The organism is Maribacter chungangensis, from assembly GCF_042676845.1.
GTDB lineage: Bacteria > Bacteroidota > Bacteroidia > Flavobacteriales > Flavobacteriaceae > Maribacter > Maribacter chungangensis.
Genome location: NZ_JBHTHY010000014.1, coordinates 37,660 through 53,908, shown reverse-complemented (window position 1 = coordinate 53,908; position 16,249 = coordinate 37,660). Strand labels below are relative to the sequence as shown.

The following is a 16,249-nucleotide window of genomic DNA, read 5'->3' as shown; positions in this document are numbered from 1 at the left end:
TTGTGGCATATAGCTGTAAGTCATCCTATTGGAGTTTTTATCCTCTACGGATGCCCCTTTTGACTTTGAAGGATATGCAATAACCCGAATCATATTGTGATGCATAGTCTTAATCTTTGGACCTAACACTTTAGCTTTGCTTAAGTAGGAATTTCAAAAGTCTACCACCCTCCGGATGCACCACCACCACCGAATCCGCCTCCGCCGAATCCGCCACCGAAACCGCCACCAAATCCGCCGCCACTACCAAATCCTCCACTGCCACCGAAACCTCCTCCGGTTCTTCCGCTGCGCCCCATATTGCTTAGGATAATAACGTCCCAAAGGTCCAGTCCACGGTTTTTTCTACCTCCATTGCCGCCACCGTTTCCTTTATTGCGTTTGGAAAGAATGATCAGGATAATAAAAAATATCAGAAAAGGAAGTAGGGCACGTAACGGAAACCCGTCTTCGGTGGTAAAATCCCGGTCTTCTTTGAACTCGCCGTTAAGAGCCTGGAAGATAACGTCTGCACCTTTATTGAGTCCGTCATAATAGTTGCCGGTCTTAAATTCTGGAATAATTACATTTTCTATGATCCTGCGAGATAGGGCATCGGTAAGGTTGCCTTCCACACCATAACCGGTATTTATGGCTATTTTTCTATCGTCTTTAGCCAAAAGGATAAGAACTCCATTGTCTTTTCCGGCTTGCCCAATACCCCAAGCCTGACCCCATTGGGCTCCAAGATATGTGATATTTTCACCTTCCGTACTTGCAATTATTGCCACTACAATTTGTGTGGAGGTACTGTCGGAGTAGCGCACCAGTTTTTGTTCCAGGGCATTTTTTTGAACAACCGGCAACAGGTTTATGTAATCGTAAACGCTGGTTTCCTTTTTTGGTTTTTCGGGTATTTGAAATTGTCCCCAAGTTGAGGTAAAGGCCAGTAAAAGTAAGAAGCTAAGGCTAGCCTTTAGATATCTCATTGCTTAGTTCGTTAGTGTCGCCATGTCCCCAAGGAAAGTGTTTTTCTAGTTCGGTTCCGGCTTTAAGAACCCCTTGTAGGATGCCCTCTTTAAATTTTCCCGCTTTAAAATGGGATTGGATAATTTCTTTTGTAGACTCCCAAAAATCTTTTGGTACTACACGATTTATCCCTTTATCACCGCAAATAGCAAACTTTCTGTCGTTAACCGCTACATACAAGAGCACACCGTTTTCTTCTTTGGTGTTGTCCATTTTTAGGAGGTGAAAAACTTCCTTTGCACGTTCATAATGGTCCAAGCGCGTATGCGATTCTATATGTACCCTTATTTCGCCAGAGGTGTTTTTTTCCGCCTCCAGAATGGCCGCTACAATTTCTTGTTCCTCTTCGGCACTCAAAAAATCTTCGACTCGGGACATACGTAATTATTAAAGATCAAAATTAACCTCCGGTGCCTGTTCCGAACCTGCTTCTGATTTAAAATAGGCGAGTTCTTCAAAATTAAAGAAGCCTGCTAAAATAGAGTTCGGAAATTTTTTAATATGCAGATTGTAAGGCTCTACGGTTGCGTTAAAGCGGTCGCGTGCCACGTTAATTCTATTTTCCGTGCCTTCCAATTGCGATTGTAGTTCAAGGAAGTTTTGATTCGCCTTAAGGTCGGGATATCGCTCTACGGTGACCAAAAGTTTGCTCAAGGCACCACTTAGGCCACTTTGCGCCTGGTTGAACTGTGCCAGTTGTTCCGGGGTAATGTTGGTTGGGTCTATACTCACGGATGTTGCTTTTGCACGTGCTTCGATAACATCTGTTAAGGTACCTCTTTCAAAATCGGCAGCTCCCTGTACCGTTTTTACCAAGTTGCCTATAAGGTCGTTTCTACGTTGGTAAGAACTTTCTACGTTTGCCCAAGTTTTGGTAGAGGTCTCTTTTAAGGCGATAGCGGTATTGTTAAAACCAACTCCCCATTGGTATAAGCCAAAAGCGATAACGCCCAGTACGATTAATGCAATAATTCCTTTTTTCATGATTAAATTGGTTTAGATAGTTCCCGTAAGGAAGGAACATGGTATAGTGTTTATAGTTGATTTTTTATTTTGATAAGCTCCGCCTTTACGCCTTCTAATTTTTGTATGATATCAAAATTGGAAAGGGTCTTCTGCTTCTCCTCCTTTAAATGTGTTTTGGCACCATCAAGGGTAAACCCTCGTTCTTTGACCAAGTGATAGATGAGTTGAAGATTTTTAATGTCCTGTGGCGTAAACTTTCGGTTTCCCTTGGCGTTTTTTTTGGGTTGCAGCACGTCGAACTCCTTTTCCCAAAAGCGAATAAGTGACGTATTTACGCCAAAGGCACGGGCTACCTCCCCAATGCCATAATATCTCTTTTCCGGGAGTTCTATTTGCATTAATCCAGGGATTGATTTTCTTGGTTTGCGTACTTCAGCATATTCTCAAATTCCTCTGGTGATAAACTTCCGTAATAGAAATTTAGCGGGTTAATACGGTCTTTGTCTTTCCATACCTCATAGTGTAGATGTGGGGCTTCCGAACGCCCCGTACTGCCTACAAAACCTATAAGGTCGCCTCGTTTTACTTTTTTACCTTTCTTAACATTGTACTGGCTAAGGTGTGCATACAGTGTTAAATAGCCGTAGCCATGGTCTATACGTATGTGTTTTCCGTATCCGGAAGAGTTGTTGTCGGCCCTTGTAATGACACCATCTCCTGTCGCATAGATCGGGGTTCCTTTCGGGGCCGTAAAATCCATACCATAATGCATTTTTCGCGCCTTGGTAAAAGGGTCGGAACGCCAACCATAACCAGAAGCCATACGTGTTAACTCTTCGTTGTTTATGGGTTGTATGGCAGGAATCGCCTCTAGCAATTTTTCTTTTTCTTCTGCCAACTTTGTGATTTCATCCAAGGATTTGGATTGTATGGCCATCTGTTTTTTAATGATGTCCAAGCGTTGGGTAGTTGCAATGACCATGTCGGAATTATTAAACCCTTCCAAGGATTTATACCGGTTGATTCCTCCAAAACCCGCACGGCGTTGCTCTTCTGGAATAGGATTGGCCTCAAAATAAAGTCGGTAAATATTATTATCTCGGTCTTCTATATTAACAAGAACATCCTCTATGTGTTCCATCTTTTTGTTCAAAAGCTCAAATTGTAGTTCATAGTTCTTGACCTCACGCGCCAATGAAAGCTCTCGTGGCGTATTGATGAGATTGGTGTTCAGTAGTAAAATAAGACCTAAAAAACCAAAGAGAAACGACCCTAAAAAGAAAAAGACAATATTGCGGTAGCGTCTAGATTTTTCCGGTTCTATCTTCCGATAGGATAACGTGTCTGGGTCGTAATAGTATTTTACCTTAGACATGATTAGATTTTATGCTATTTTTGTAGTTTATTTTTAACATAACAAACAAATATAAAAATTGTTTTCTACAAACAGTTAAAATTTGTAAAAGCTTAGCATTTTAGATGAATTCCAAGGATATACGAAAGCAATTTTTACAATTTTTTGAAGGCAAGGGACATAAAATAGTTCCTTCTGCGCCCATGGTGATCAAAGATGATCCCACCTTGCTTTTTACGAATGCGGGAATGAATCAGTTCAAGGAGTATTTTTTAGGAATCAACAAGCCTAAGAATCTTCGGATAACGGACACCCAAAAATGTCTTAGGGTAAGCGGTAAGCATAACGATTTGGAAGAGGTTGGAAAGGATACCTATCACCACACCATGTTCGAGATGCTGGGCAATTGGAGTTTTGGCGACTATTTTAAAGAAGAAGCGATAGCGTGGGCATGGGAATTATTGACCGATGTTTTAAAGATTGATAAGGACAGTTTGTATGTTTCCGTTTTTGAGGGAAGCAACGATGCCGATAAACTTGAAAAGGATAATGAAGCCTTTGATCTGTGGCGTAAGATCGTACCCGAGGATAGGATTATCATGGGGAACAAAAAGGATAATTTCTGGGAGATGGGAGACCAGGGGCCTTGCGGACCTTGCTCGGAGATCCACGTAGATATACGTTCCAAGGAAGATAAAGAAAAAGTATCGGGTGCAAGCCTGGTGAACGCGGACCACCCTTTGGTGGTAGAAATTTGGAATTTGGTATTTATGCAGTACAACCGTAAAGCGGACGGTAGCTTGGAGCCGCTACCGGCCAAACATGTAGACACCGGTATGGGTTTTGAACGTTTGTGCATGGTGCTGCAAAATGTACAATCCAATTACGATACGGATGTCTTTACGCCCTTGATCAAAGAAATAGAAATTATTACGAACGCCGAGTATGGGAAGGATGATGAGGTGGACATCGCCATTCGTGTTATCGCGGACCATATTAGGGCAGTGGCTTTTTCTATCGCAGACGGACAGTTGCCCAGCAATACGGGAGCGGGTTATGTGATCCGCAGGATTTTAAGGCGTGCGGTACGCTACGGATTTACCTTTTTAGGAGCCAAAGAGCCGTTTATGTATCGCTTGGCGAATGTACTTACACAGACTATGGGAGATGCTTTCCCTGAGTTGAACGAGCAAAAACAGTTGATACAAAACGTAGTAAAAGAGGAGGAACATTCTTTTTTGAAGACCCTAGATCAGGGTTTGGTGCTTTTGGACAACATCATAAAGAGTTCAAAGGATAAAACAGTAGACGGTACCAAGGCATTTGAACTGTATGATACCTTTGGTTTCCCCATAGACCTTACTGCACTTATTTTAGGGGAAAAGGGTTTTTCTTTGGATGAGGCCGGTTTTGAGAAGGCGATGCAGGAACAGAAGAAACGTTCCAAATCCGCTTCCGAAATTTCCAAACAGGATTGGAATATTTTAGCCGATGATAAGGAACAGGAATTTATTGGCTATGATGCCTTGCAATCCGATGTTAAAATTGTAAAGCACAGAAAGATAACCTCTAAAAAAGACGGAGTGCAGTATCAACTTGTTTTTAATTTAACCCCATTTTATGCAGAAGGTGGCGGACAAACAGGCGATAAAGGATATTTGGAATCGGCAGATGGCGATGTGGTGTATATCATAGATACCAAGAAAGAAAATAATGAAACAGTGCATTTTGCCAAGAATCTTCCTCAAAAGCTGGAAGGGACTTTTAGAGCCGTAGTAGATGCAACACAGCGGCAACGTACAGAAGCCAACCACACGGCAACACATTTGTTGCATCAGGCACTGCGAGAAGTCTTGGGCTCGCATGTAGAGCAAAAAGGTTCTGCGGTGCATTCCAAATACCTGCGTTTTGACTTCTCTCATTTTGCAAAGCTAACGGTAGAAGAGTTACGCCAGGTAGAGAATTTTGTAAATGCGCGGATAGAGGGTCATTTACCGTTTGAGGAGCAACGGAACATTCCTATGCAAACAGCTTTGGATGCAGGAGCTTTGGCCTTGTTCGGGGAAAAATACGGGGATACGGTTAGGATGGTCAAGTTTGGACAGTCGGTAGAACTCTGTGGCGGCACCCATGTGAAGAACACGAGGGATATATGGCATTTTAAAATACGGTCGGAAGGAGCTGTTGCATCGGGTATCCGCAGAATAGAGGCGATTACATACGATGCTGTAAAGGATTTCTATTTTGAGAACAACCGTTCCCTTTATGAAATCAAGGATGTATTAGGGAACGCACAGGACCCGGTTAAGGCGGTCGTGAATCTGCAAGAGGAAAACACCGAATTAAAAAAGCAAATTGCCAGCCTTTTAAAGGACAAGGCCAAAAATCTAAAGGGTGATCTGGCAAAAGAATTGCAAGAGGTAAACGGAGTGCAGTTTTTGGCCAAGAAAATAGATTTGGACGCGGCAGGCATCAAAGACCTTTCTTTCGAAATGGGGCAAAACCGGAACGATCTATTTCTATTGTTCGGAACCGAGCAAAATGGCAAGGCTTTATTGTCCTGTTATATTTCCAAGGAATTGGCGGCCGTTAAAAATCTGAACGCGGGAACAATTGTAAGGGAGCTTGGAAAGCATATACAAGGAGGAGGTGGAGGACAACCTTTCTTTGCAACCGCGGGAGGTAAGAATCCCGCCGGGATAGATAAGGCTTTGGAAGCTGTAAAGGGGTATTTGAAATAATTAGAATTATGTTCAGACGCTAAGTTTCCCTAATGAATATATAATCCTGGAGTTCACATAGTGGAGGAAATTCAACAAGAATATCAGAAAAAAGTCTTACTATTTTGGAATATTCGTCTAATATAAGTTGACAAATACTATAAAGATGTTAGACATAGTTTATAGATACCAGAATCTGTTAGAAAATATAGATAGTTATATCGATGATAGTAAATACAAGAAAGAGTATTTGATCGAGCAACTTGGAGTTTCCCGCACTACTTTCTACTACAAGGTCAAAAAAAAAGAATTTTACCATTGACCAAATGGTAATCCTAAGCACAATTCTTTTTCCTGAGGAAGCCAAGGCTTTTTAAATCAAGGAAGTACTGAGGGCTAGTCGCGAGGACAGTAAAAATGGAAGAACAAGAGACCATCAAGAGGTTATAGAAGACGTACGTAAAAAGCTGCGTGCATGAATGTGAAATGGTCCGTTGAGGCCGACAATTTTTTCAACGGAATAGTCGATTACCTATTGCGTATTTGGAACGTAGAAATCACCACTAATTTTATCGATATTGTAGACCATACCATTAAATTGATTATCGAGAATCCGGAGATGTTCAAGGATTCTAAATATGATAACATCAGTCGGGAAGCATTTATTACGAAGCATACTACTATGTTTTATCGGATATTGGATGACACAATCGAGATTGAATACTTATAGGGTAATTTCGATAATCCGGAGAAAATAAACGAATTGCTAAAGTTTAAATAAAGGATGGAATAAGATAAGGGTTAGAGTCAGTGTGAACCCGCACCAGGAATATTAAAGTTCAAACGAAGGATCAAATTGTATTAAATTCGATATTTATACGTAAATTGTACGTATAAATATATTTCTATTATGATACGTAAGGAATTACACTTAGATGAAGCAATTATCTCTGTTTTGGAAGCGGAAGCAAAAAGGCAAAATCGTAGCCTTAAGAACTACTTAGAATTTTTAGCTATAGAGCAGGCTAAAAAGCTAGAAGTTCCCTCAAAGGAGTATACCGATATGATGGATGGTTTATTGAATAAATTTGATAATAATGAAATAGAATTTTCCTCTATTGAAGAAGTAATGAGTAGGAATGGTATATGAAATTAATGTATCAAAAGATGCCGAGAAGGATCTCTTAACTGCAAAGTGTCATTATAAAGTTTCTGGTGTAGAGGATATATTTGATAATGATTTTAAAAGCCAAATAGCATATTTAAAGGCCAACCCATTTCTTTATCAGTTTTACTATCGAAATGTTCGAAGGGCTCATTTTAATACGTTTAAATATTCAATCCATTTTATTGTTCACAATGATGCCGTTTATATATTAAGGGTGTTACATCATAAACAAAAGTTCAAATAAAGGATTTGATTAAACCCAACCTAACCGAATTGCAAAAGATTAAGATACAAAACTTCAAAACTAAGCTTCAAGAAGTTTATCTGCCCTTTCTTGTCGTTTATATTGGAACAGTTTTCATATATACCTTACTTAGGTGGTTGTTGGACATTAGGTTTGGCATCATACCTATTAAAGAAGATTTGCTGAATTTTTGGATACCCTTCGGACTACCGTGGATTCCAATACTCATTTGGATGAGAAGAAGAATACGTATTTTAAATGTTCGGGGTAATAATAATAGTGGTTACTTTATCTATCAAGCCGTAATGGCAGGAACTATTTTTACTTCCCTGCTCAATGCGCAAGATTATACTGCTTCAAATTCATATGATTTATATGAAGTTAGTTCCATTGAGGAGCTTAATGACGTAGTAGGGGAAAAATACTTTAAGTTATCGTCCTTTCTTGTGAAAAAAAACTCAAAAACATCCTATACCACCGCAAGAACGTCTGGGAGGTCAAACGATAGGTTGAATATATCCCTATTTATTGCTCTTCCCTTTGAAAAATCCAATACTGTATGGTACGGAATCGAATACAAGGCAAGCATGAGCAATTACTTATCCGAGGCAGAAAAAAATAGGACTTATAGAAAGTTCATGGACTCTTGGGAAATTCAATTCAACCACAATAATGTTTATGGCGCCAGGTACTTTGAAAAACTTCGTCATTCCGATGAACTAGATGGATATGTAAATGCTATTCAGCTCAGGTATCCTAAACTAGATAGACAGGATTTGACAATATTGATTCCCCATAAAGATGCATTTACGGAAAGAAGTAATAATTCATTAGGATGGACCTTTGGATCCTTTGCCATTGGCTCGTTCATTTTTTTCATAATGGTTCTAGTTCCTCAAATAAATGAAGATGAGTTAAAACGATTAAAATCAGGTAGACCTTCAAAAGATGATGATTTAAAGGAAATCCTTCGTGCTCTTAATCCTATGGGAGAATACAAGGGGACCGCCCTATTGGTTTGGATAAACATTTTTGCTTTTTTGGTTATGATCGTCATGGGAATCAACATTATCTCGCCTACTGGTCATGAGTTATTGGCAATTGGGGGAAGCAGAAAGGAAGAGGTTTTAAATGGTGAATATTGGAGATTATTAACCTCTGTTTTTATCCATGGAGGTGCTTTACATTTATTAATGAATATTATGGGACTTGGATTGAGTGGGTTTGTTTTGGAAGAAAAACTTGGTCAACATAAATTGATATTGTCTTTTTTAGCATGTGGTTTGTTAGCAAGTTTATCCAGTTTTTATTTTAACAACAATGTTGTGAGCGTTGGTGCCTCAGGTGCCATTTTTGGATTGTTCGGAATTATTTTGGCCTTTACGGTAATTAAGGTATTTGATTCTCAAGTACGACGATTTATTTGGATGATTCTCATTTTTTACGCAGGGGTTAGTCTTGTACTGGGTACTTTAATTGGAGGGATTGATAACGCAGCTCATTTTGGCGGCCTGATTTCCGGGTTTGTAATTGGTTACTTTTTAATGCTTGCTTACAATAAGAAATCAATTGATCCGAAATGATTTTTACAATTTTGGTCTGATCACCTCCCTTAAAGCTGGACAGGTTACAATGCAAAATCATTATCTTTAGGAAAGTTCAAATAAACGATGAAAATTGGCTAAAAAAAGAACTGAACATATCATACAAAAGGATGAAGTTGAAATCGGACTATTTCAACTCCGTTTAATGTTTGGTGATTCATGGGAGGAAGACATACATCTTTTCACACACTCTTTCTTTTGTGATTGTGGAGATGAAAATAGAGAACTGGTCAATTATAAAAGTTATATCAGTAGTTTAAATGATGTGATTTTAAAAGGTTGGTGCAGCTCATGCAAGACAATTGCAATTAAGTACATTGAAACTGGTGAACGAGCAGGAATTGAAAAAGTTAGTGACAGGGTTAGGAAACTTAATAAGAGCTAAAGTTCAAATAAACGATTGTTCAATTGGGGTGGTGTAATCCCGAAACCTAAAGTTCAATAAAACGATGGGTTAGGACACATTATCGGCAAACAAAATGAAATTAAAAGTTTCAATTATATATTCCATTTTCAATGGGAGAAACCCAAGTAATTCATTTGATAATGGTGCGGATAATAACTATATTGCACCATAATCTATTATTCTATGCAAACTACTAGAAAGTCAATAACATTTACGGAACAACAGGATAGCTGGATAAAGCTAAGGGTTGAAAAAGGTGATTTCACTAACGATAGTGAATACATCCGAGATTTGGTAAGAAAGGACCAAGCGGAGAATATGAAACTTTTAGAATTGAAACAAGCCATTGATGAGGGGCTGCAAAGCGGCAGAAGCCCCCTAAAAATTAGCGATATAATCAAGAAGGTGGATAATGGGGAGCTATAATTTATCCACTAGAGCTCAATTTGATATTGTTGGTATATATAAGCATGGCATCAAGTTTTTTGGCACAGAGCAGGCTTTAGATTATTTAACTCAATTAGAAATTTTTTTGGAAGAATTAGCCGAACGTCCTGAATTGGCCAGAGATGCTTCCCCAATAGCTAACGCTTTGAAATTTTACAATTTCAAAGGTCATGTTATCTATTATTCATTTGATGATCATAAGGAAATACTTGTGGTTAGGATACTCGGCAAAAGAATGAATTTTGAAGAACATCTGTAAAGTTCAAATAAAGGATTGATTAAACCTTATAATATTGCAAATAAAATGTCCAAATATGTCTTATTTGGACATTTTTTGTTATTTTAGTTGTAAATAATTTTAGATATGAATATTAGTTTCACTAAAAAACAGGTAGATTACATAAACGAGCAAGTTGCTTCTGGTGAGTATCAAAATAATAGCGAGGTGATAAGAGATGCCTTAAGATTACACAGTATTTATAGAGAAAAGGTTATTCAAGATTTAAGAAGAGAAATTGAAAAAGGATGGGATGGCCCAGATAGTAATTTATCAATGAGCCAGATAATAGCATCCAAGAAGAGTTCATGAAATATCCATATTCTCTCTCGGAAGAAACCAAAGCCGATATAGATGAAATCTATGAATTCGGAAAAGATAAGTTTGGCCATGACCAAGCAATTAAATATTTAATCGGACTTGAAGAGCACTTTGATAAGTTAAGTGCCAATTATCATATAGGACGTACGCGTAATGACATCAAAAAAGGTCTTTATAGTTTACCTTACATTTCACATGTTATTTTTTACCGAATTTTAAAAGATAAAATACGAATTGTGAGGGTTTTATATGGCGGAAGAGATCTTATTAGATTTCTAGACTAAAGTTCAAATAAAGGATGAAAATTGGCTAAAAAAAGAACTGAACATATCATACAAAAGGATGAAGTTGAAATCGGACCATTTCAACTCCGTTTAATGTTTGGTGATTCATGGGAGGAAGACATACATCTTTTTACACACTCTTTCTTTTGTGATTGTGGAGATGAAAATAGAGAACTGGTCAATTATAAAAGTTATATCAGCAATTTAAATGATGTGATATTAAAAGGTTGGTGCAGCTCATGCAAGACAATTTCCATTAGGTACATTGAAATTGGTGAACGACCAGGAATTGAGAAAGTTAGTGACAGGATTAGGAAACTTAATAAGAGCTAAAGTTCAAAAAAAGGATGATGTTAAAAGAATTGTATTGATAGTTATTTTTGGAATGGTATTCTTAGGCTGCGAAACTGACTCGCTACCTTGTAAAGATGGGTTTATTGAAATACCAGGTCAAAATGGGCCTGTTTGTGTACCTGAAAGTGAGGTAAGAGCTATTAACATGTCAACACCCTAAGTTCAAATAAAGGATACGTATAATTTTGTTTTGGCATATAAGATGTAAGGTGCCGATATAGATGAAAATTCGAATCGATTTATATTGGAACAACAGAATAATGACACAAAAGGGCTTAGCTAATTTTGAAATTTGAACATAACGCGAGTAAATGAAACTCCAAACCCAAATTCCGTTAACGAAAGCAGATCATCAAATAGATTATGCTAGTAAATTGTTCCTATTGGGTTCCTGTTTTTCGGAGAACATGGGCGCAAAGTTGGATTACTATAAATTTCAAACCGTACAAAATCCGTTCGGCATCCTTTTTCATCCTTTGGCCATCGAAAATTTGATCTCACGGGCCATCAAAAAGCAATTCTATTCAGAAAATGAGGTATTCTTCCTCAATGATAGATGGCATTGTTTTGATGCGCATTCCAGTGTAAGTGATATCTCCAAGGAAAAACTCTTGGGAAATTTGAATGCCCAACTGAGGGTGACTCAAAAGAAACTTCAAGAAGCAACCCATATCATCATCACTTTGGGTACGGCGTGGACCTATACGGCAAATGAAACGGGAAAAACGGTAGCCAACTGCCATAAAGTTCCCCAAAAAGAGTTCAATAAGCTATTGTTGTCGGTAGATGAAATTACTTTTAGTTTACAACGAATTGCCCATCAAATTGAAACAGTCAACAAAAATGCACAGCTAATTTTTACTATTTCCCCGGTACGCCACCTTAAAGATGGTTTTATAGAAAACCAACGAAGTAAATCGCACTTGATTACAGCTTTGAACAATCTGCTTGGTGATCCCTCTTTTGGGGCTCGGGGATATTATTTCCCATCTTACGAGATCATGATGGACGAGTTGCGGGACTATCGCTTTTATGCTGCCGATATGGTACACCCAAACGAATTGGCCATTGATTATATCTGGGAAAAATTCCGAACGGTTTGGATTTCAGATGCCGTAAGGGCAATCATGAAAAAAGTGGAAGAAGTGCAAAGGGGATTACGGCACAGGGCCTTTAACCCCGAAGGATTGGAACATCGGAAATTTAGAGTTGCGCTTCAAGACCGTATTGCGTATCTTAAGGATACGTATCCGTTTATGGAGTTTGATTCTTAACTAAAAGCAGTTACAAATGAAAAAAGTTTTGGTGGGTGTTGCCGTTACGGTAGTTGTTTTTCTGGTTTTTAAAACCTGTGGCGATGCAAAAGCCTCAAAATCCATTCTTCAGGAAAACTCCATGCTCATCCAACGGCAAATAGACAATGTATCCAAACTCATTGTAACCGAAGGCCATTTTGCGGAAGTTTACAATTACAAGGATTCAAAAGAACTGTTCGGTCCTTTGATTACGGCGGATAAAAAGGCCTTGGTAGTGGTAAATGCCGAAGTAATTATCGCTTACGACCTTTCCAAAATTGAGTTCGAACTGGACGAGGCCAACAAAACACTTTACTTGAACAACATTCCCGAACCGGAAATCAAATTAAACCCCGATTTTGAATACTACGACGTTACGGCAGATTACCTGAATCCGTTCGAAGCAGGCGATTACAACCAAATAAAACGAAATGTAAACAAATCGCTGCTCAAAAAAGTAGCGGCATCCAGTTTAAAGACCAATGCAAAGAACAGGTTACTGAGCGAGCTTCAAAAATTCTATATCCTTACCAATAGCATGGGCTGGAAATTGGTTTATGAAGATATGCCTGTAGATGATTTTAGTCAAGTGCAAATTAAACCTTAATGCCTTTCGGATTATCCATTAAAGAAAGTCCATCGTCAATCAAATGGCCTAACTTAGGTTGGTCTCGCTTTACGTTCTCTAAATGATTTTTGATTTCTTGGGCAAATGTGATATCCCCATTGGTAACGGCCAGTTCATAAAGCTCCACGGAGAGCAGCCAATCCTTTGGAAAACGTTTTTTTACCTCTGCAAACACTTTATGTCTGGAAATGGTGGTGTTTTTTCCCTCCCTAAGATCGCGGATTTGTTGGTAGTACGGTTCTATTCCGCTCTCGGAAAGGTCTTCTTTGTTGGAAATGGTCTTGCTTAGTTCATGGTCTAGAAGGTCAAAGCTTTTTACATCGGCCGGACCGTTAAAGGCTGAGACGATATGTTCCCCGATCGCCATATTATAGAGTTCTTTTTTAGATTGAAACAGGATTTTTCCTTCATGGGTAACCGTACAGTGCTCAAATGTGATCAGAATAATTTGCCCTTGCAGGTTTCTGGTGCCGGTGATGATTTTTCCGCTTACATTGATGCCTCCTACAAAATCCAAGGAAACAACCTCTCCTTCAAAGATATTGTAGGCCTTTAAGTCTCTTGGGCTCATTTCCTCAATAGCGATATTGATGCCTTTTAAACGGCCAATAGGGGAGCCAAACCCAGTAGCGTGTTTGTTGGAATCCTGCCCTACCAGTTCCTTTTCGCGAAAGGCCAATGCAGATTTCCCGGTAGTTTGAAAATAGATGGGTTTCCCTTCGTGCGCTATAACATATTCAAAATTACCGGAAACCTGTAGTCCGGTACTCAGTTCAATCGTGCCTAGTTCCTTGGAATTGATCAGTTTTTGAATGCCTTTTAGACCTCCGGTGCGCAATGCCATGGTATTGGCAAAATCTTCCAACACTTGGTTTAAAAAAGCAAAATCCGGTGTAACGAATAGCTGTGGCTGGGGCTTGGTGATATCAAATGCGGTATGTGCCGCCGCTAGGGAATAGGGTATTTTCTTCACTTTATCGGTCATGCACCAAGCACTCTCTCCAATAGACGAAAGCAGGCCGGCACCGTAGATCTTAGGGTTGTCCACAGTGCCTATGAGTCCGTATTCCACGGTCCACCAATGTAGGTTTCGTATAAGGGCCATTTCACTGGGTTCGCCCATATTGTCCTGTAGTTCCTCAATATGTTTTTCCGCAGCTCGTATTTCCAAAGGGTCGGTGCCCTTGGCTTCTTTTATAATGGATAAATGGCGCACCGCTTCATAAAGTTCAAAATCCTTGGCACTGGATACCGCCTTGCAGCCGATTTCCCCAAAACGCCGCAAATACTCTGCATACTCCGGGTTGGCGATGATAGGGGCGTGGCCTGCACCTTCGTGAATAATATCGGGTGCGGGCGTATATTCAATATGCTCCAATTGGCGAATATCTGCCGCAATGACAAGCACATTATAGGCTTGGAATTCCATAAAAGCAGCGGGCGGAATAAATCCGTCTACCGCCACGGCGGCCCAACCCAAATCCTTTAGGATCCGGTTCATACCGTACATGTTAGGAATGTGGTCAATGGAAATCCCTGTTTTTTTAAGTCCCTCGGTATATGAGCTATGGGCCACCTTACTCAGGTAATCTACGTTTTTACGCATTACATAGCGCCAAACGGCCTGGTTTATGGCCGTATAGTCGTCATAGTTCTGTGGTTTTATATACTGCTTTAGGTGTTTGGGCAGTTTGTCCAAGATGGGATTGCTTTCGTAGGATGGGGCGCTCATCTGTTATAGGTTTAAAAGTTTGCCGTTCTGGTCGTAGAATGCTCTCATGGTAAAGGCCTCGGGCGAATCTCCCTTTTCTTCATGTAGTTCTAGCTTATCCTTGGCCATTTTTAAGGTGGGGAGTTCGCCTTTGGGTAGCCACCAAAGTACAAATTGAGAGGTACCTTTCATATCGAACCATTTTTTCTTGTTCCGTAAAAAGTAACTGTGAACGGAGCCGTAAACAAAGCCTTTAAAAGAATCCAAATCTTCCCAAACACTTATGTTTACAGCCATCATTTCGTCTTTAAAAGGCGTTTCTATATAACTGGCAGATCTCCCTTGCTCGTCTTTTAAACGCCAAACAAATCCGGGACTTTCTTCTGCAAATTTGTTTACCGGTTCCAAAAAGTCAACAAACTCTTTCATCACCGGATCGTTTAACGAAGCTTTAAAACGTGCTACGTTCACCTGTGCTAAATAATACATAGATTTTAATTGTTTTCCCTCAGTACATGATGAAGTCATTTAAACTTTTTCCTTTCACTAAAAAATTGCTCTTTTTCACTGTGCGCTGCAGCTGGCTCCTCATTCAAAAGCCAAAATGTTGGCTTTTGTTTCGGCCCTGTCTTTTTTCCTTCCGTAGTGATGCCTTACAACTCAAAAAAGTCTTCAAATGTTCAAAAAACCACTAGTTTTCGCTTGAACACGAGAAGTTTGAACCACTTCGATAAAAAAATGTCAATCTAGGCGCAGTCCAAGACCTCTAAACCTAAAGTTTCTTTAGCATCTCGACTGTGTTCAATTTAACAGTTCTGGCTAAAATAATGTTTATCATGCGCTAATTTATTTTCTACTAAAGATAGTAACTATAGTCCTATTTATTAACTTTGGATGTATTTAAAGTGATTATTCCTGTTTTTAAATTAATTTAAAGGAAATTATTATTAATTTGATGTATCAATAGAACGTTTAACAGGAAAAAGTATGCCCGAACAACTGGATAGTATAGATCGTGGAATATTAAAAATCTTGGAAACCGATGCCAAAATCGGGGCCAAAACCATAGCCGAACGTATGGGTTTAACGAAAACTCCCGTCTACGAGCGTATAAAACGACTAGAGAAAGAGGGTTATATAAAGGGCTATGTGGCTCTTTTGGATACCGACAAAATAGAACGTAGTATTACGGTCTTCAGTTTTGTTTCCCTAGATGCCCAAAAGGGAAGCTTTATGGACGATTTTCTCCTTCGGATTCAGGAGCTCGAGGAAATAACGGCCTGTTATGTGGTAGGAGGGGAGTTCGATTTCCTTTTGAAGGTGACCGTAAAAAATTTGGATGCGTACTATGATTTTGCAAAATCCAAGATTGCCAGTCTTCCCAATATCGGCGCGGTAAAAAGTGCCTTTGTACTCAACGAGGCCAAAAACACCCAACACTTTCCCTTGTTATAGTTCAAAA

At 39.3% G+C, this 16,249-nt stretch carries 21 protein-coding genes; 14 read left to right on the top strand and 7 right to left on the bottom strand.

What is annotated here, in order from left to right; all coding sequences use genetic code 11:
• Positions 1-161: 161 nt before the first annotated feature.
• The 5 genes from ACFQZJ_RS14605 to ACFQZJ_RS14585 are packed head-to-tail and all read right to left on the bottom strand — an operon-like array spanning position 162 to position 3,349.
• Positions 162-968, bottom strand: coding sequence for a TPM domain-containing protein (locus ACFQZJ_RS14605; RefSeq protein ID WP_379935578.1), 807 nt, complete (start codon positions 966-968; stop codon positions 162-164).
• Positions 949-1,386 carry a TPM domain-containing protein gene (locus ACFQZJ_RS14600; protein ID WP_379935577.1) on the bottom strand — a complete coding sequence of 146 codons (438 nt, stop codon included), beginning with the start codon at positions 1,384-1,386 and terminating at the stop codon, positions 949-951. The genes ACFQZJ_RS14605 and ACFQZJ_RS14600 overlap by 20 nt, the downstream gene beginning before the upstream one ends.
• Before the next feature lie 9 nt (positions 1,387-1,395).
• Positions 1,396-1,992, bottom strand: coding sequence for a LemA family protein (locus tag ACFQZJ_RS14595; RefSeq protein ID WP_379935576.1), 597 nt, complete (start codon positions 1,990-1,992; stop codon positions 1,396-1,398).
• Between the two features lie 50 nt (positions 1,993-2,042).
• Complete coding sequence (locus ACFQZJ_RS14590) at positions 2,043-2,372, bottom strand: MerR family transcriptional regulator (protein ID WP_379935574.1); 330 nt, start codon at positions 2,370-2,372, stop codon at positions 2,043-2,045.
• Positions 2,372-3,349 carry a M23 family metallopeptidase gene (locus ACFQZJ_RS14585; protein ID WP_379935573.1) on the bottom strand — a complete coding sequence of 326 codons (978 nt, stop codon included), beginning with the start codon at positions 3,347-3,349 and terminating at the stop codon, positions 2,372-2,374. Before ACFQZJ_RS14585 ends, ACFQZJ_RS14590 begins: the two co-directional genes overlap by 1 nt.
• Before the next feature lie 104 nt (positions 3,350-3,453).
• On the opposite strand from ACFQZJ_RS14585, the gene alaS reads away from it, so the two are divergent.
• The 13 genes from alaS to ACFQZJ_RS14520 all read left to right on the top strand — a co-directional run bounded on the left by alaS (position 3,454) and on the right by ACFQZJ_RS14520 (position 13,055).
• A complete protein-coding gene (gene alaS, locus ACFQZJ_RS14580; RefSeq protein ID WP_379935572.1) occupies positions 3,454-6,069 on the top strand; it encodes an alanine--tRNA ligase in 2,616 nt (871 codons plus the stop codon).
• A 454-nt stretch (positions 6,070-6,523) separates the two neighbouring features.
• Positions 6,524-6,778: a type II toxin-antitoxin system RelE/ParE family toxin gene (locus ACFQZJ_RS14575; RefSeq protein WP_379935570.1), complete on the top strand. Its 255-nt coding sequence runs from the start codon at positions 6,524-6,526 to the stop codon at positions 6,776-6,778.
• Between the two features lie 180 nt (positions 6,779-6,958).
• Positions 6,959-7,198 carry a hypothetical protein gene (locus ACFQZJ_RS14570; RefSeq protein WP_379935569.1) on the top strand — a complete coding sequence of 80 codons (240 nt, stop codon included), beginning with the start codon at positions 6,959-6,961 and terminating at the stop codon, positions 7,196-7,198.
• Positions 7,188-7,460, top strand: a complete 273-nt coding sequence (locus tag ACFQZJ_RS14565) for a type II toxin-antitoxin system RelE/ParE family toxin (protein WP_379935568.1) — start codon at positions 7,188-7,190, stop codon at positions 7,458-7,460. The genes ACFQZJ_RS14570 and ACFQZJ_RS14565 overlap by 11 nt, the downstream gene beginning before the upstream one ends.
• Positions 7,461-7,693: 233 nt before the next feature.
• Positions 7,694-9,043, top strand: a complete 1,350-nt coding sequence (locus tag ACFQZJ_RS14560) for a rhomboid family intramembrane serine protease (RefSeq protein ID WP_379935567.1) — start codon at positions 7,694-7,696, stop codon at positions 9,041-9,043.
• Between the two features lie 94 nt (positions 9,044-9,137).
• The gene (locus ACFQZJ_RS14555) at positions 9,138-9,449 is read left to right on the top strand and encodes a hypothetical protein (protein ID WP_379935565.1); all 312 of its coding nucleotides are present in this window, start codon (positions 9,138-9,140) and stop codon (positions 9,447-9,449) included.
• Between the two features lie 204 nt (positions 9,450-9,653).
• Complete coding sequence (locus ACFQZJ_RS14550) at positions 9,654-9,896, top strand: type II toxin-antitoxin system ParD family antitoxin (protein ID WP_379935563.1); 243 nt, start codon at positions 9,654-9,656, stop codon at positions 9,894-9,896.
• On the top strand, positions 9,883-10,176 hold the full coding sequence (locus ACFQZJ_RS14545) for a type II toxin-antitoxin system RelE/ParE family toxin (RefSeq protein ID WP_379935561.1): 294 nt from the start codon (positions 9,883-9,885) through the stop codon (positions 10,174-10,176). The genes ACFQZJ_RS14550 and ACFQZJ_RS14545 overlap by 14 nt, the downstream gene beginning before the upstream one ends.
• Positions 10,177-10,281: 105 nt before the next feature.
• On the top strand, positions 10,282-10,506 hold the full coding sequence (locus tag ACFQZJ_RS14540; protein ID WP_379935559.1) for a type II toxin-antitoxin system ParD family antitoxin: 225 nt from the start codon (positions 10,282-10,284) through the stop codon (positions 10,504-10,506).
• A complete protein-coding gene (locus tag ACFQZJ_RS14535) occupies positions 10,503-10,799 on the top strand; it encodes a type II toxin-antitoxin system RelE/ParE family toxin (RefSeq protein ID WP_379935558.1) in 297 nt (98 codons plus the stop codon). The genes ACFQZJ_RS14540 and ACFQZJ_RS14535 overlap by 4 nt, the downstream gene beginning before the upstream one ends.
• A 289-nt stretch (positions 10,800-11,088) precedes the next feature.
• The gene (locus ACFQZJ_RS14530) at positions 11,089-11,313 is read left to right on the top strand and encodes a hypothetical protein (protein ID WP_379935557.1); all 225 of its coding nucleotides are present in this window, start codon (positions 11,089-11,091) and stop codon (positions 11,311-11,313) included.
• 151 nt (positions 11,314-11,464) lie between these two features.
• Positions 11,465-12,427: a GSCFA domain-containing protein gene (locus tag ACFQZJ_RS14525; RefSeq protein ID WP_379935556.1), complete on the top strand. Its 963-nt coding sequence runs from the start codon at positions 11,465-11,467 to the stop codon at positions 12,425-12,427.
• Positions 12,428-12,443: 16 nt separating this feature from the next.
• Positions 12,444-13,055 carry a DUF4230 domain-containing protein gene (locus ACFQZJ_RS14520; protein WP_379935554.1) on the top strand — a complete coding sequence of 204 codons (612 nt, stop codon included), beginning with the start codon at positions 12,444-12,446 and terminating at the stop codon, positions 13,053-13,055.
• Here the strand turns inward: ACFQZJ_RS14520 and ACFQZJ_RS14515 are convergent.
• Positions 13,045-14,808, bottom strand: a complete 1,764-nt coding sequence (locus tag ACFQZJ_RS14515) for an aromatic amino acid hydroxylase (RefSeq protein ID WP_379935553.1) — start codon at positions 14,806-14,808, stop codon at positions 13,045-13,047. The two genes, ACFQZJ_RS14520 and ACFQZJ_RS14515, sit on opposite strands and share 11 nt — an antisense overlap.
• 3 nt (positions 14,809-14,811) lie before the next feature.
• Positions 14,812-15,276 (bottom strand): DUF3291 domain-containing protein, encoded by a 465-nt coding sequence (locus tag ACFQZJ_RS14510; RefSeq protein ID WP_379935552.1) that lies wholly within the window; start codon positions 15,274-15,276, stop codon positions 14,812-14,814.
• A 498-nt stretch (positions 15,277-15,774) separates the two neighbouring features.
• Between ACFQZJ_RS14510 and ACFQZJ_RS14505 the strand changes: the two genes are divergently transcribed.
• A complete protein-coding gene (locus ACFQZJ_RS14505; protein ID WP_379935550.1) occupies positions 15,775-16,242 on the top strand; it encodes an Lrp/AsnC family transcriptional regulator in 468 nt (155 codons plus the stop codon).
• Positions 16,243-16,249: the final 7 nt, after the last annotated feature.